The sequence below is a fragment of the Streptomyces bugieae genome (assembly GCF_036352915.1).
Taxonomy (GTDB): domain Bacteria; phylum Actinomycetota; class Actinomycetes; order Streptomycetales; family Streptomycetaceae; genus Streptomyces; species Streptomyces endophytica.
The window spans coordinates 477,190-492,088 of sequence record NZ_JAZBJP010000002.1 but is presented as its reverse complement, the minus strand read 5'-3'; the positions used below and the strand labels follow the sequence as shown (position 1 = coordinate 492,088).

Here is a 14,899-nt window from a genome sequence, read left to right as displayed (position 1 = left end):
CTCTCGGGTTCGATGACCGGATGACGCGCAACACGACGGCAGGGACCCCACGAGCCGCGAAGGCCTCCGGCGGTTTCGCCGGAGGCTGTCTGGCCGTGGGACTGATGGTGCTCAGCGCCCTGCTGATCCTGGTGAGCTTCGGGGCCACCACCGAGCTCGACGCACCCGATGCCTTCCCGGGGATCAAGGACAACCGCAGCGGCCTCGTACTGATGATCCTGATCCTCGGGCTGGCAGCCTTGCTCGGGGCGATGGCGACGGCTCTGCGCGCCTCCCGCAACGCGCTCCCCACGGCCGCGGCCGGCCTGGCCTGCGCCGTCCTGCTCGCCGCGGCCGGCTACCGCGCGTACACCCTCGCCCCGATGCTCACGTGCTGGGGCCACGAGTCCCTCGCCCACAACCCGGACGGCTCCTACACCTGCCACGACCGCAGGACGTGACCGCACGGGTCGCTTGCGAGGACTTCCTGGACACTCAACGACGCTTGACCCTCCTGTAACAGGAGGCCCTACGTTCCCTGGCATGAAGATTGTTGTGCACGACACCGCGTCCGCCATGATCGATCTCCTGCAGCGGCCGTTGGACGAGCGGCCCGAGGCGCTGCGGGAGATGCTCAGTCCGCTGCAGGCGGTGATGGGTCCCGTCATGGGGGGCGTGGATCTGGTGCAGATGCATACTGCGATGGGTAGTGGATTTCGGCTTGATAGGGAGGATGCGCGTTATCTGCCCGCCGTGCGGCGGATGCGGGACGCGGGGGTGTGGGAGCGGATCGAGGAGTCGCTCACGGCGGCATGGGAGAGGATCAGCGGCGCGGTGCCCGGGATCAAGCATGCCGAGACCGTGCATGTCGTCCTGGTGCTGGGCGATCCGGATGATGACCACCTGACGGTGCGGAGTGCGGGCTACTTCGGGCTGGGAGGGATTCCGGGGGCGATCCATCTGGTGATGTGGCCCACCGAGACCAGCCTGCAGAAGATCGGCCACGCTGCCGCGCACGAGCTCCATCACAACGTGCGATATGCGAATGTCGCCTGGAACCCGATGGCCGTCACGGTCGGGGAGCAGGTCGTCGCCGAGGGGCTGGCCGAGGCGTTCGTGCGGGAGTTGGCCGGGGACGAGGCCATGGGACCGTGGGCGACGGCGCTGAGCGGTGCCGGACTGGACAGCGCGTACGAGAAGATCACTGCCGATATCGACGTCGCCGGGATGCAGAACCTGACCGGGTACGTGCTGGGCGATGCCACGGCGCGGCGGATGGGGCAGCCCACCGTGGGGCTGCCGGACTTCGCCGGGTACGGAGTCGGACTGCGGATCGCGGACGCGCATCGGGCGGCCACCGGACTGACCGCCGCCCAGAGCACCGCCCTGCCGGCGCGTGAGGTCCTCCGCAACGCGGGTGTGGCGACCAGCGCGTGAGCGCGGAGCGGCGGAGGAGAGTGCTGGCGCCCGGGTGACCGGGCACGGCACAATTCGGCCGTGAAGATCACCGTTACCGCGCGCGAACTCAACCGGGCCACCTTGAGCCGCCAACTGCTGCTTGAACGAGCGCAGTTGGGCGTCACGGACGTGATGCGTCGGGTGGTCGCGTTGCAGGCTCAGCACGCGGCCTCGCCGTACCTCGCGCTGTGGAACCGGATCGAGGGGTTCAAGGCGGAGGACCTGGATGACGCGTTCGCCGGGGGCGCGGCCGTCAAGGCGACCCTGCTGCGGATGACGCTGCACGCGGTCCACGTCGAGGACTACCAGGTCTTCCGCGAGGCGATGCAGCCCACGCTGTACGCCGCGCGGCTCGGCTACCACTTCGCCGCGACGGGGCTCACCCCCGCGGACGGCGACGCGCTGGCCCCGGAAGCGGTGAGGTTCGCCGAACAGGCCCGCACCGCCGGCGAGATGGAGACGTGGGTGGGGCAGCAGGTCGGGGCGGAGCGGAAAGCGGGGGCGTGGTGGGGGCTGCGGGCGTACGCGCCGCTGCTGCACGTCCCGACCGGCGGACCGTGGTCGTTCGGCGCCCGGCCGTCGTACGTCGCGGCGCGCACCGGCCCCGTCCCCGCGGGCCGGGAGACGAGGACGGAGGCGCTGACCACCCTCGTGCTGCGCTATCTGGCAGGGTTCGGGCCGGCGTCGGTGGCGGACGTGGCGCAGTTCGCCACGGTCCAGCGCACGCCGATCCGCCAGGTGCTCACCGCACTCACCGCTCTCGATGCCCGCGACGGCGCCGTCGAGAAGCTCCAAGGCCCCGACGGCGCCACGCTGTTCGACCTCCCCGGCGCCCCGCGCCCACCCGCGGACGTGCCGGCCCCGCCGCGGCTGATGGCGATGTGGGACAGCGTCCTGCTCGCCTACGCCGACCGTGGCCGCGTGATACCCCCGGCCTACCGCCGGCTGGTGATCCGTACCAACGGCGACGTGCTGCCCACACTGCTGGTCGACGGGTATGTCGCCGGCGTGTGGCGCCCGGTCGAGGGAGGCGTCGAAGCGACGGCGTTCCACGCGCTGCCGCCCGCGGTGTGGGACGGGCTCGCGGCGGAGGCACGTGCGGTGACGGCTCTGCTGGGCGACCGCGACGCGGAGGTCTATCGCCGCTTCCACCACTGGTGGGGCAAGCTCACGCTCCCCGGTGAGGCACAGGTACGGCTGTTGCCGGGGTAGTCGCCGGGATGGTTGCCGGTCCAGGGGGGCCGCAGACGTCCGCTAGACGTTTGACTGGGACGTGGTACGGGCCAGGTGGTTGGCGGCCGACTCCGCCAGGGTGCGGAGCGCGGGGTGCCAGGGGCGGGCCTGCGGGCCGGTCAGCACGAGGCGGCGCGAGGTCTCGGGCGTCAGGGGCAGCAGGACCAGGTCAGGAGGGACGAGGGTGCGGGAGACCTCGGAGAGGATCGTCACGCCGATGCCGGCCTGCACCATGCTGATCAGGGTCGCCAGGTCGCGTACCCGGTGAGTGGGGTCGAAGCGCAGCCCGGCCAGTTTGTGGATCGTGCGGACGCGGGCCTCGCATCCGTTGGGTGAGATCAGGAACTGGTCGTCCTCCAGGTCGCGGATGTCCACGGCCGGCTCGCCCGCCAGGGGGTGGTCCCGGGGCAACAGGGCGCGGTACCCGTCCACGGCGAGCTGGATGCCGGGGCCGGGCTCCGGATCGATCAGGATGGCGGCATCGGCCGTTCCGTCGTCCAGCCAGGTGGTGGCCTCGGCGCTGTCCCCCTCGAAGACCCGGACCGTGATGCGCGGTTGGTCCTCGCGCCAGTGCCGGAGCAGGCGGGGGACCAGCCCCTGGCAGACCGCCGGTGTGGCGGCCAGCCGGATGATGCCGGACATGGTCTCGGTGGCACTGGCCGCGATCTGTTCCACGGACCGGGCCGCGGACACGGCGAGGCGGGCGTGCGGCAGGACCCGTTCGCCGAGCGCGGTGGTACGGGCGGGGGTGGCCCGGACCAGCAGCGGGGCGGACAGTTCGCGTTCCAGGGAGGCGACGGCGTGCGACACCGCCGACTGGCTCATGCCCAGCTCCGCGGCGGCCGCACTGAAGCCGCCGGCGTCCACGACGGCGAGGAAGGCCCGCAGTTGGGGAAGGTTCACAGTCATGCGTCAGCCTCATATGCGTATGACAGCTATGCGTTGGATCTATGGTGCCAGGTCGGGGACGCTGGCTGGGTGCCGCGCCGGCGTCGGCGAAGAGCCGCGCACAGGGCGCAGAGCACCCAGACGCAGAGACCGGGCGAAGAGCCCAGACGAAGAGGAGAGGCTTGCCATGCCGTACTTCCGGGTCACCGTTCCCGACCCCGACCTCCCGGCCGACGTCCAGCGCGCCCTCGCCGAGGGGCTGACCCAGCTGGCCGTCTCGGCCCTGAACAAGTCCAGCGCGCGCACCATCGTCCAGATCAACCTGGTGCCGGCCGGCAGTTATTTCGTCGACGGCAAGCCGCTGAGCGGCCAACGTGACGCACACGTGGAGGGCAGTCTCACACTGGGCACCAACAGCGCCGCGGAGAAGGCCGACTTCATCGCCCGGGCCGGTGACCTGCTGTCGGAGATCCTCGGCCCGCTGCCCCGGGCCGGCATCGCGCTGCACGAACTGCACCCCGAGAGCTACGGCTACCACGGAATCACGCAATTCGACTTCTACCGCCGGCCGGCAGGCACGTAGCCGGCGTCCCGGCACCCCCGCGGCCCGGCACCGCGTCAGGGCAGCGGCATGAGCCGGTAGAGGACGGTGGCGACCAGGTCGCGGGCGTACTGCGGGTCGAGGAGCCCCGGGCGGAAGAGGATGCGGTACATCACGGGCGCCACGACGTGGTCCATCACGGTGTCGGTGTCCGGCACGTGTTCACCGCGCTCCGCGGCCCTGCTGAGGATGGTGTCCACCTGGTCGACGGCGTAGGCGGAGCACTGCCCGGAGTTGCTGCCGTCCGGATCGCCGGCCAGGGCGTCGCGGATGTACGAGCGGCCCGGCGGGGACGACATCTCCTCCAGGAAGGCGGCGGCCCAGTGCTCCAGGTCCGCGCGGAGGTTCCCGTGGTCGGCCGGAGGTGCCTCGGGCCGCAGCCGCTCCACCGCGACGTCCGAGAGCAGCTCCTGGAGGTCTCCCCAGCGGCGGTAGAGCGTCGACGGGGTGACGCCGGCCCGGGCGGCGATCTGGGGGATGGTGAGGTCGCCGCGCCCCTGCTCGGCCTGGAGTTCGCGCACCGCTGCGTGCACGGACTGCTGTACGCGGGCACTGCGGCCTCCAGGCCGGGCAGCTGGTTTGGGACTCATGCCTCCAGCTTAACGCAAAATCGTTGCATCAGCGGGTGGGGTGGATGGGGCGACGGGGGTGGACGCGGGTGTCCGGTGGCCGGCTTCCGGACCGAGGAGGGTGACGGGCGGGTGGGCCGTCTCGTAGGCGCGTCCGGCGCGCAGGAGGGTGGCCTCGCCGAGCGCCCGGCCGATGAGCTGCATACCGATGGGCAGCCCCGCGCCGTCGAGTCCGACGGGCAGGGAGAGCGACGGCAGACCCGTGAGGTTCGCCGGGGCCGACAGCCTGACGTACGCGTCGGACACGCTCTCGGTGCCTCCGGTGGCCGGCCAGCTGACCTCCTGCTGGTCACGGTGGACGGCCGTGCAGGGCACGGTCGGCGCGGCGATGAGGTCGACCTCGTCGAACAGCCGCGCCCAGGCACCCTGCATCAGGGTCCGGGCCCGCTGGGCGCGCAGGTAGTCGGTGGCCGGTGCGAGCCCGCCCGCCTCCAGCAGGACGCGGACGTCGGGTCCGTACAGCTCCGGGGACGTGCGCAGGGTCTGTTCGTGCGCGGCGGTGGCCTCGGGCACCATGACGCCCCACTGGGTGGCCTGGACGTACTCGGTCATCGGAATGTCGATCTCGGTCAACTCGGCGCCGAGGGCCGCGAGTTGACCGATGGCCCGGCGGACGGCCACTTCCACCTCGGGTGCCACCCGATCGAAGTAGTAGGTGCGGGGAACGGCGACGCGCAGGCCGGCCAGGCTCTCGTCCGTGCGGGCGGGCCCCTCCGTGGGGTGGTGACCGGTGAGGGCGGCGAGTACGAGCTCCGCGTCGCGCACCGTGCGGGTGATCGGGCCGACGTGGTCCAGGGACCAGGACAGTGGCGTGACGCCGTCCACGGGGACGAGCCCGTAGGTGGGCTTGAGCCCCACGACGCCGTTCAGGGCGGAGGGGACGCGGATCGAGCCGCCGGTGTCCGTCCCCAGCGCGAAGGTCGCCTCACCCGCCGCGACCGCCACCGCCGAGCCGCCGCTGGAACCACCGGCCACCCGGTCGGCGGCCCAGGCGTTCCGCGTCTGAGGCGTCGTCAGTCCGTAGGCGAATTCATGGGTGTGGGTCTTGCCCAGCAGCACCGCCCCGGCGCTGCGGAGGCGTGCCGCGACGGTGCTGTCCTTGCGGGCCGTGTGGTGCGCGCGCACCCGGGAACTGGCCGTCGTCGGCAGCCCGGCGGCGTCGATGAGGTCCTTCAGGGTCATCGGGATTCCGTGCAGCGGTCCGCGGTGTCGCCCCGCCGCGATGTCCCGTTCGGCCTGCGCGGCGGCCTTCCGGGCCTCGTCCGCGCACACGGTGACATAGGCCCCGAGATCGCCCTCCACCTCCGCGATGCGCTCCAGGACCGAGTCGGTCAGGTCCACCGGCGAGAGCTCGCGAGCGGCGATCGCCCGCGCCGCATCGGCGAGCGAGAGTTCATACGGCAAGCGCATCTGCCTGCTCCTCTCCGGGGGTGCGGGACGACGGGTGGGTGAGGGTCGGCCGGGTGGCGGCCGGGGCGGCGTCCGACAGGTCCAGGTCGCGGAGCGGGCGCAGGACGTGCTGGATGTGGTTCGCCGTGGCTGCGATCACGTCGAGCCGTCCAGGTTCCACGGGCAGGCCCGCCCGCAGGGCCCAACGGGCCGCCTCCTGCGGGGAGAGATCTTCGGTGGTCATTGCGGAACATCCCTTCCTGGGGTGTGAGTGTGTGGGCGTGAGTGCCCGGGGTGTGAGGGTGTGGGGCGCCGGTGTGCGGGTGTGGCCGGTGCCGCACGGTATCGGCGCCGAGGGGCCACTAAGGCTAAATATTTGCGTTAGTGGACCGTACGGCATACCGTGCGACTAACGCAAAGAAACTGCTTTAGCTGAAGAGGGCCGAGGGAAGAAGCCATGCATCAGTTCACGCCGCCCCCGCACGCCATCACCCACGGATCCGGGCCGGCCTGGGCCGTCGGCGATCTGCTGGTGCACCGTGTCGACGAGACCGAACTCCCGCCGCCGACCGGTGCCTGGCTGCTGCCCGACGCCATTCCCGACGTGGTGGATGACGCCCCCTGGCTGCGACCCGACTTCGCCACGTCCGACGGCGCGTTGCAGCTGGCCAGCCACAGCTTCGCGATCGAGGCGGACGGCCTGCGGGTGCTGGTCGACACCGGCATCGGCAACGGCAAGACCCGCGCCAACCCGGCCTGGGACCACCTGGACACCCCCTATCTCCGACGACTCACCGCGGCGGGCTTCGCGCCCGAAAGCGTCGACCTGGTCATCCTGACGCATCTGCACACCGACCACGTCGGCTGGAACACCTTCGAGCGCGACGGGAGTTGGATCCCGACCTTCCCCCACGCCCGCTATCTGGTCGCACGCGCCGAGTGGGACTACTGGGCCGGCGTCGAAATGGACGAGCCGCGCCGGCAGATGTTCCGGGACTCGGTGCACCCGGTGCGGGACGCCGGGCTGCTCGACCTGGTCGACGTCCCGGCCGCGGGCGGCGAAGTGGCCCCCGGCATCCGCCTGCGGCCCACTCCCGGTCATACACCGGGTCAGGTCGCCGTGGAACTCCACAGCGGTGCCCACTCGGCCGTCATCACCGGTGACTGCGTCCACCACCCCGTCCAGCTGCACCGCCCCGCCATCACCAGCTGCGTGGACATCGACCCCGCCCAGGCCATCCACAGCCGCCGCGAACTGCTCGCCTCGCTCGCCGACACCGAAACCCTGCTCCTGGGCAGCCACTTCCCCCCGCCGACCGCCGGCCTCGTCACCGCGGAGGGGGGCACCTACCGCCTGCGGCCCGTCCCTGGGGCTTCGTCCTGACCCGTCGCGAGCACGGCAGTGCGTCGAAGAGCTCTGGCCCGTACCGACGCAGCCGGTAGATGAGTTGCCGCACCCTCCGGCCCTGGCGTTCGTGAAGCCGAAGCGGGGCGCAGCGGATCGGGGGAAGCCGATCCGGTGCCCGAAGCCGGCTGACAACTGCCGTACTCCGACGGGCATCGCCATCGCGGTCCCTGTCGCGGGGGCGTTCAGAGGAGCGGAAGGTGGGAGTGGTACGCCCACCTTCCGGGGTCGTGCGCCCCCGGCTTCCGGCCTAGCCTCGATGCCATGGAGATCGACACGGAGAACCTCCTCGGGCGCTTCCTGCGGGCCCGCCGCGAGCTGCTCCGGCCCGAGGACCTGGGCCTACCGGCGGGCGCCCGCCGCCGCGTGGCCGGGCTGCGGCGCGAGGAGGTGGCGCGGCTCGCCGGTGTGAGCACCGACTACTACGTACGGCTGGAACAGGGCCGCGAGTGCCACCCCTCGGCCCAGGTGGTCGACGCACTGGCCCGGGCCCTGGAGCTGGAGGACGACGCGGCCGCGCATATGCACCGGCTCGCCCGCCCGTCCTCCGCTCGACGCCACCGGCCCGCCCGGCGCGGGCAGGTCAGCCCCCACCTGTTGCGCATGATGGCGGCCTGGCCGCACACCCCCGCCGTGGTCCTGGACCACTGCCTGACCGTACTGGCCGCCAACTCCCTGGGGGAGGCCCTGTTCGACGGCCACACCTACAGCGGGGACCTGGTCAGGCTGGTCTTCCTCGACCCGGACGCCCGCGACTTCTACCCCGACTGGGACCGGGTGGCGGCCAATACCGTTGCCGGCCTGCGCGCGGCCGTCGACACCGAATACGACGACCCCCGCCTCATCGAGGTGGTCGGCGAGCTGTCGGTCAGGAGCGAGACCTTCCGCCGCCTCTGGGCCCGCCACGACATCCGCCGGAAGACCCACGAGACCAAACGCTTCCACCACCCACTGGTCGGCGAACTCGCCCTGCACTACGAGTCGTTGACCGTGAACAGCGCCCCCGGCCAGCAACTCGTCGTCTACCAGGCCGCCCCGTCCAGCCGGTCCGAGGAGGCCCTCTCCTTGCTGGGAAGTCTCACCGCCGCTTCCGGCGCCGCCACTGACGCCGCGGCCGATCCCGTCGCCGAGCCCGTGGCCGATCGCGTCGCCGACGGGGACCCGCGCACGCGCTGATTGCGGTTCCTTCCGCGCATCGGCCCTTGACGGACGCCGCCGATGCGCCATGCCGCCGTGCCCGCGCGCCGCCCCACCACCCCCACTCAGGAGAACAGCGTGACCACGTCACAGCCACAGCCCCAAGCCGCTACCACCGCCCCGGAGGCCACCATCACCATGCCCGCGCCCGACCCCGCCACCACGTCCACCCCTGCCAAAGTCGTCCTCATCACCGGCGCGAGCAGCGGGATCGGCCGCGCCACCGCGCAACGCCTGGCCCGCGAGGGGCACCAGGTGGTCCTCGGCGCCCGCCGCGAGGACCGACTGATCGAGATCGCGCGGGAGATCGAGGCCGCGGGCGGCAGGGCCGATGTGCGCCGCCTCGACGTGACCGACCGCGCGGACGTCACCAGCTTCGCTGAGGCCGCCGCCGAACGGCACGGCCGGATCGACGTCATCGTCAACAACGCCGGAATCATGCCGCTCTCGCGCCTCGACGCCCTCCAGGCCGACGAATGGGACCGCATGATCGACGTGAACGTCCGCGGCCTCCTCCACGGAATCGCCGCCGCCCTGCCCTACTTCCAACGCCAGGGCAGCGGCCACTTCATCACGGTCGCCTCGATCGGCGCCCACCAGGTGGTGCCGACGGGGGCCGTCTACTGCGCCACGAAGTACGCCGCCTGGGCGCTCACCGAGGGCCTCCGCCTGGAACTCGACCCGAGCATCCGTGTCACCACGGTCTCCCCAGGCGTCGTGGAGTCCGAGCTGGCCGATTCGATCACCGACGAGGCCGCTCGGGAGGCGATGCGGGCGTACCGCGCGGACTCCATCCCGCCGAGCGGCATCGCCGACGCCATCTCCTACGCGATCGGCCAGCCGCCGGGCGTGGACGTCAACGAGCTCGTCATCCGCCCCGCCAAACAACGCTGACCCCCCGTTGTAGGTGGGGTGGGATCGGGTACGCGCACCGGCACGACGGTTCCCCGTACGAGGAGAGGTGGGAAGACGACGTGAGGGACCCAGAGGCGAGCGGGCAGGCCCGTGAGCAGGCGGCCCAGGTCCAGGTGGAGGTCACCGACTGCCGTGCCGAGGACGCCCATGCGGTGTTCGGCGCACTGAACGCGCTGTTCACCTCCAACCGGTCGACCGAGGACGTGCCTCGGGGCTCACCGGGAGCGAAGCCGACGGTATGGGCGGCGTCCGTTGACGTATCGGAGGCACCCGCCGAGGTGGAGCCGCGCCGGCTGGCCGAGCCGGTGACCGTCACCCTGCAGGGCGGCTACCGCGCGGTCCACCGCCTGCACGCGGGCCTGGCCCGCACATTCACCGTCCAGGACGTCGGATCGTCCTCCGGTGACCAGGAGCAGGAGTTGCAACTCCGTCTGCACTCGCGGTAGTTCACCACGTAGGCCGTAGCGCCGGGGCTCCGGTCGCCAGAGACGTTCGCGGGCGGCCGTGGAGGTGCCGGCTGCCCGTGGAGGTCCGGCCGTTCAGCGCAGTTCCAGGCCGAGCTGCTTCTCCAGTACGGTCGCCTGTTCGGGCGTGGCGAAGAGGTAATGCGTGTCGTAGTTGCTGTCCCGGATACGCACGAACTGGACCAGGTGGAACCGGCGTGGGTCGACCTCGGGGTCGGGATCGACGTGCTCGATGAACTCCATGATCGCCAGGTGGTCCAGGTAGTCATCCGACTCGTGCTCGGTCTGCTGGGTCACCAGGACGCCGTTGCGCCTGAACTCCAGGACCTCGCCGAGCTTCTCGTCCTCGCGCAGCTGGACGTCGGTGATGGTGACCGCGCCCTCGGTGAGCGCCTCGGCCTCCGCCAGGATCCGCGCATAGCTCCCTTCGAGGTCGTCGACATCGTCCCCGTGAGCCGATATCGCCACACCGAACGCTTTGAGTGTGTCCGGCACTTCATGGGGTGGCAGCTCGTCGTGCGCGAAGTCGGCGTACTCGACGAGGACGCTGTCGACCTTCTCCTGCGACACCATGCCCATCCGCGCCAGCAGCGCCCCCACGTGCGCGTACGAGGTCGCCCTGAACCAGATCAGCACGTCCCGGAGGCTTTCCTCCTCAAGGAACAGCTCACGCAGGCACCCCAGCGGAATCGCCGCACCCCCGACCCGCTTGTCCGGCTGGTCGATGAAGGGCACCTCGGTCCACGGACTCTCCCGCGACCCCGGGGCCCCGGGGTCGGCGTCCGGATCGAACGGGATGTACTGCCACACCGCCCCCTTGATGCGGCGGATCACCTCACCCATGTACCAGCAGGCGCCCTGCACGAACGGCTCATCCCGGGCCGCATCGAACTCCTCCGCCGTGGCGAACCGTTGCCGCACGACGGTTTCCAACCAGTCCAACGTGTCGGGGTGGAAATTCCACCGCCATGCTCCGTTGAACGCGTCCTCCGCCCAGGCGGAGAGTTCCTTGCTCCGCTCGTCCAGCCAGGCCGTCAGCACCGGGTCCTCCGGCATCGGCACCGTGGGGTCCACGCGCGGGGTGTGCTCCTTGACCGGCTTCCACCCCGGAACCGCCTCCTGCAGCGCGGACACCGCTTCCCGCAGTCGCTCCACCTCATGGGCGAACGCGGTCCCGGTACGGACCCGGAGGGCGTGCGCTATCAGCAACCTCGGTGCAATGGGCGAGAGTTGGAGATCCGGGTCCGGCCAGACGACCGGCTGCCCCGGACGATCGTCGACCGGCCGGGTGTTCCAGCCCCAACCACCGCCCGCCGTGCCGAGCAGCACCTCGCCGAGATAGGCCATCGCACTCCGCACGAACTCCGCCCGCCTCTCGGGCTCTTGAACGGAGTCGTGGTGCTCCAGCAGACGAGCCTCCAGAGTCTCCAGCGACTCGGGGGAGTAGTCGAAGGGAACGCTCCTGCCGAGATGCACCTTCTCCAACAGCAGCAGCTGATACGGCAGATCGCCGATCCACTGCTGAAGCAGCTGCTGGGGGGAGTTCTCCGGCTGTGTCTCAGGCACCATGCGAACACTGTAGGGGCGACCACTGACAGTGACCGTTCTCGCAGGTCAAGCCGGCTGAGGTGACCGATGTCAGGTGCTGAGCTGACGGCTCTCCGGGCACAGGACTCCCAGGCAAAGGACTCCCAGGTGAAGGACTCCCAGGCACGGGATCGCCAGGCACCGGACTCCGAGGCACCGGACTCCCAGGTGGATGGAATGGACATACCGGCCATGGAGGGAAGGGGCTGCGTAGCCTGGGTGGTGCCCCGCCCGCAGGTCAGGCGCCTGCGGCAGCTGCCGGCAGGTCAGATCTCGGCCAGGTCTCGGCGCGGCCACGCTTTGGGTGGTGCGGTCTCTCCGCGGCCCTCTGGCGTTGACTGATCCGCAGTACCTTAGGTAAGCCTTGCCTTCGTTATTTGCCCTTCTCGCCTGGAGCTCGACGTGCCATCGCTGTCCGCCGCCACCACCGCCGCAGATCGCCCCCCACGGCTGCGGCCGCACGACTCGTGGTGGGCCGTCGGCGCCGCGGGCCTCCTGGCCGTCCTCACCCTCACCTCCTGCCTGTGGGCCTCCGCCCACCTGCACCCCGACCCGGCTCTGCACACGGCGGCCCTCTTCGTCCACCTGGCCTCCATGGCGCTGGGGTTCGGCGCGGTCTTGGTGATCGACTACTACGGTCTGCTGTGGCTGACCGGCAGATGCACCCTCACCGAGGCGCTCACCACGGCCGACCGGCTCCACACACCGGTCTGGTCCGGCCTCGCGGGCCTGGTCGGCAGCGGCGCCCTGCTCCACCCCGACCTCGGCTCCGCCCTCACCCGCACCAAGCTGGCCCTCGTCCTCGTCCTCACCCTCAACGGTCTGCAGGCCCGAGTCCTCGCCCGGCGCCTGGCCGGCCCCGCGGCCATCGCGCACCCGGAGGTGCCGGCGCTGAGGCCCCGGACCCTGTTGTGGGGCGCCGCCACCGCGGCGGTATCTCAGCTGTGCTGGTGGGGAGCGGTCGCCATAGGCTTCCTCAGCAGTCGGCACTGAGCGGCGAAGCCGTCCGGGCCGGCCAGCGTGTACTCGTCACTCTGTCAGCCATGGTGGCCGGGGCCGGGACCGGGAGCTCCGCCCATCATGCGGAGCATGTCGCGTCCGCCGGTCCGGAAGAAGCGGATGAGGAGGGCGGCGGCCAGGACGAGGAAGACGATGTTGAGCCAGGTGGTGTAGTTCCACGTGACGCCTTCCATGGGGACCTCGGCGTCGGACTGGTCGGGGATGAGGCCGAGGCCGCCGAAGGCGAACTCGACGGCGTAGCCGGCGAGGACGGTGGCGAGGTAGAAGGTCCCGAGGAGGAAGAGGGCCATCCCGGCGCCGTAGTACTTCCGGTAGATGTTGAGGATCGGCAGGATCAGCAGGTCCGCGAAGATGAACGAGACGACGCCGCCGAAACTGATGCCGCCCTTCCACAGCACGACCGCGAGCGGGACGTTGCCGATCGAGCAGACGAACGAGGCGATCGCGACCAGCGGGCCGATGACCGGCCCCCACAGCTTGGCGGCCAGCGGATGGCCTTCGAAGAAGAAGCTGCGCCAGAACGCGTCCGGGACCCAGGCGGCGATGGCACCGGCGATGAGCAGGCCGAGCACCAGGTCCCGGAGGATCGCCGCCCACTCCATGACGAAGACGTGACTCGTGGCGGTGGCGCCCTCCGGGGACAGCAGCCGCCGGGCGAAGGAGCCCTTGCGCCGTACGGACATGTCCATCGCGGCGTGACCCTCCATGGCGCCGGACAGGCCGCGTTCGGCCTGCTCGCGCGCCTGCCGCAGGAGCCCGTCACGCAGCAGCAGGCGGAACAGCACGGCCAGCACGACGATCATGACGGGACCGCCGACGAACTCCGCGGCCGTGAACTGCCAGCCCATGAGCAGCGCGAGGATCACCCCGAGCTCGATGACCAGGTTGGTGGAGGCGATCTCGAAGGCCATCGCGGCGGTGAAGTGCGCGCCCTTGCGGAACAGGGAGCGGGCCAGTGCCACCGCGGCGTAGGAGCAGGAGGAGGACGCCGCGCCCAGGCCGGCCGCGAGCGCGAGGGTGCGGGGCCGGTCATCGCCCAGTAGTGAGACCACGGTGGATTTGTGGACGACCGCCTGGACCACGGCGGACAGGGCGAAGCCCAGGATCAGGGCCCAGGTGATCTCCCAGGTCATGGAACCGGCGATCGACAGCGCATGCAGTACGGAGTGGACCATCCCTGAAGCCTTCCCGCGGCAGTACGGGACGGGGGCGATCGACACGGCTGACGTGGCGGGCTTGCCGGTGGCGGGTGGCCGGCGGCTGGACTCGGCCTTGCGTACAGCGGGCCGGACCTGTGGTCGCCGGCCCGCTGTACGTCACGTATCCGGGCCACCCGAGCCACTCGGGTCGGCCGGTGCGTCCTCCAGGAGGTGGGGTCCGTTGTTGCGGACGTCATTGACCGCGGGGGAGACCGCGCGGGCGTTGAGGTGCCCGTCCGCCGGGGTGGTCAGGAGGGTGCGGAGCTCTTCGGGATCCTGGTGGGTGGGGTCGAGCCAGGCGTCGTAGTGCGCGGGGGCGATGGCCAGCGGCATGCGCGGGTGGACCCGGCCGGCCGCATCGGTGGCGTCGGTGGTGATGATGGTGCAGGTCGTCCACCACGCCGCCGGATCGTCGTCGGCCACGTCCGGGTCGCGCCAGAACTCGTACAGTCCCGCCATCGCCATCGGCTGACCGTCCTCGGGGCTGATGAAGTACGGCTGCTTACGGGGCTTGGCCCTCCCCTCCATGGGGACCGCCTGCCACTCGTAGAAGCCGTCCGCGGGCAGCAGACAGCGGCGCTTGGCGAAGGCACGGCGGTAGGCCGGCTTCTCGTGGACGGTCTCCATCCGGGCATTGATCATCTTCGCGCCGACGTCCACGCTCTTCGCCCAGGACGGCACCAGCCCCCACCGCAGCGCCCGCAGCTGCCGCTCCACCTCGCCCGTCCCGCGATCAGGGCGCTCCAGCACCGCCCACACGTCATCGGTCGGCGCGACGTTCCAGCTCGGCGCCAGCAGCTGCTCCGGGTTCCACCGGCTGACGTGGAACAGCCCGGCCAGATCCTGCGGACTGCGCGTGGCAACGTATCGACCGCACATACCCCCACTGTGACATGTGCGCCGTCTGGGGCGCGCGCTCTGGGATGTGGCGTTTG

General features: G+C 71.1%; 16 protein-coding genes. 9 read left to right on the top strand and 7 right to left on the bottom strand.

Features of this window, described 5'->3' with window-relative positions:
* The first annotated feature begins 20 nt into the window (after positions 1-20).
* From V2J85_RS07415 to V2J85_RS07405, 3 genes are all read left to right on the top strand, one after another.
* A complete protein-coding gene (locus V2J85_RS07415) occupies positions 21-440 on the top strand; it encodes a hypothetical protein (RefSeq protein WP_330820987.1) in 420 nt (139 codons plus the stop codon).
* Between the two features lie 82 nt (positions 441-522).
* Complete coding sequence (locus V2J85_RS07410; protein ID WP_261957675.1) at positions 523-1,416, top strand: DUF2268 domain-containing putative Zn-dependent protease; 894 nt, start codon at positions 523-525, stop codon at positions 1,414-1,416.
* A gap of 66 nt (positions 1,417-1,482) precedes the next feature.
* Entirely contained in the window at positions 1,483-2,649 is a 1,167-nt protein-coding gene (locus tag V2J85_RS07405) for a winged helix DNA-binding domain-containing protein (RefSeq protein ID WP_330821423.1), read from the top strand.
* A gap of 42 nt (positions 2,650-2,691) precedes the next feature.
* Here the strand turns inward: V2J85_RS07405 and V2J85_RS07400 are convergent, their stop codons facing one another.
* Positions 2,692-3,579 (bottom strand): LysR family transcriptional regulator, encoded by an 888-nt coding sequence (locus V2J85_RS07400; protein WP_330820986.1) that lies wholly within the window; start codon positions 3,577-3,579, stop codon positions 2,692-2,694.
* A gap of 166 nt (positions 3,580-3,745) precedes the next feature.
* Here V2J85_RS07400 and V2J85_RS07395 point away from each other — a divergent pair, with 166 nt between their 5' ends.
* Entirely contained in the window at positions 3,746-4,141 is a 396-nt protein-coding gene (locus tag V2J85_RS07395; protein ID WP_261957677.1) for a tautomerase family protein, read from the top strand.
* Positions 4,142-4,176: 35 nt separating this feature from the next.
* Here V2J85_RS07395 and V2J85_RS07390 read toward each other — a convergent pair whose 3' ends face one another.
* The 3 genes from V2J85_RS07390 to V2J85_RS07380 are packed head-to-tail and all read right to left on the bottom strand — an operon-like array spanning position 4,177 to position 6,421.
* The gene (locus tag V2J85_RS07390; protein ID WP_261957678.1) at positions 4,177-4,749 is read right to left on the bottom strand and encodes a TetR/AcrR family transcriptional regulator; all 573 of its coding nucleotides are present in this window, start codon (positions 4,747-4,749) and stop codon (positions 4,177-4,179) included.
* A gap of 9 nt (positions 4,750-4,758) precedes the next feature.
* Positions 4,759-6,198 carry an amidase gene (locus tag V2J85_RS07385; RefSeq protein WP_330820984.1) on the bottom strand — a complete coding sequence of 480 codons (1,440 nt, stop codon included), beginning with the start codon at positions 6,196-6,198 and terminating at the stop codon, positions 4,759-4,761.
* Complete coding sequence (locus V2J85_RS07380; protein ID WP_261957680.1) at positions 6,182-6,421, bottom strand: hypothetical protein; 240 nt, start codon at positions 6,419-6,421, stop codon at positions 6,182-6,184. Before V2J85_RS07380 ends, V2J85_RS07385 begins: the two co-directional genes overlap by 17 nt.
* 213 nt (positions 6,422-6,634) lie before the next feature.
* Between V2J85_RS07380 and V2J85_RS07375 the strand changes: the two genes are divergently transcribed.
* The 4 genes from V2J85_RS07375 (at position 6,635) to V2J85_RS07360 (ending at position 10,140) form a co-directional block, all read left to right on the top strand.
* Entirely contained in the window at positions 6,635-7,561 is a 927-nt protein-coding gene (locus V2J85_RS07375; RefSeq protein WP_330820983.1) for an MBL fold metallo-hydrolase, read from the top strand.
* A gap of 285 nt (positions 7,562-7,846) precedes the next feature.
* The gene (locus V2J85_RS07370; RefSeq protein WP_330820982.1) at positions 7,847-8,758 is read left to right on the top strand and encodes a helix-turn-helix transcriptional regulator; all 912 of its coding nucleotides are present in this window, start codon (positions 7,847-7,849) and stop codon (positions 8,756-8,758) included.
* A 159-nt stretch (positions 8,759-8,917) separates the two neighbouring features.
* The gene (locus V2J85_RS07365) at positions 8,918-9,673 is read left to right on the top strand and encodes an SDR family oxidoreductase (RefSeq protein ID WP_330821422.1); all 756 of its coding nucleotides are present in this window, start codon (positions 8,918-8,920) and stop codon (positions 9,671-9,673) included.
* Between the two features lie 80 nt (positions 9,674-9,753).
* Positions 9,754-10,140, top strand: coding sequence for a hypothetical protein (locus tag V2J85_RS07360; protein WP_261957683.1), 387 nt, complete (start codon positions 9,754-9,756; stop codon positions 10,138-10,140).
* A 93-nt stretch (positions 10,141-10,233) separates the two neighbouring features.
* Here the strand turns inward: V2J85_RS07360 and V2J85_RS07355 are convergent, their stop codons facing one another.
* Positions 10,234-11,727 carry a hypothetical protein gene (locus V2J85_RS07355; RefSeq protein WP_330820980.1) on the bottom strand — a complete coding sequence of 498 codons (1,494 nt, stop codon included), beginning with the start codon at positions 11,725-11,727 and terminating at the stop codon, positions 10,234-10,236.
* A gap of 420 nt (positions 11,728-12,147) precedes the next feature.
* On the opposite strand from V2J85_RS07355, the gene V2J85_RS07350 reads away from it, so the two are divergent.
* Complete coding sequence (locus V2J85_RS07350; protein ID WP_330820979.1) at positions 12,148-12,738, top strand: hypothetical protein; 591 nt, start codon at positions 12,148-12,150, stop codon at positions 12,736-12,738.
* A 44-nt stretch (positions 12,739-12,782) separates the two neighbouring features.
* Here the strand turns inward: V2J85_RS07350 and V2J85_RS07345 are convergent, their stop codons facing one another.
* Both V2J85_RS07345 and V2J85_RS07340 read right to left on the bottom strand, forming a co-directional pair.
* The gene (locus tag V2J85_RS07345) at positions 12,783-13,940 is read right to left on the bottom strand and encodes a permease (protein ID WP_330820978.1); all 1,158 of its coding nucleotides are present in this window, start codon (positions 13,938-13,940) and stop codon (positions 12,783-12,785) included.
* 141 nt (positions 13,941-14,081) lie between these two features.
* Complete coding sequence (locus V2J85_RS07340) at positions 14,082-14,843, bottom strand: SOS response-associated peptidase (RefSeq protein WP_330820977.1); 762 nt, start codon at positions 14,841-14,843, stop codon at positions 14,082-14,084.
* Positions 14,844-14,899 lie beyond the last annotated feature (56 nt).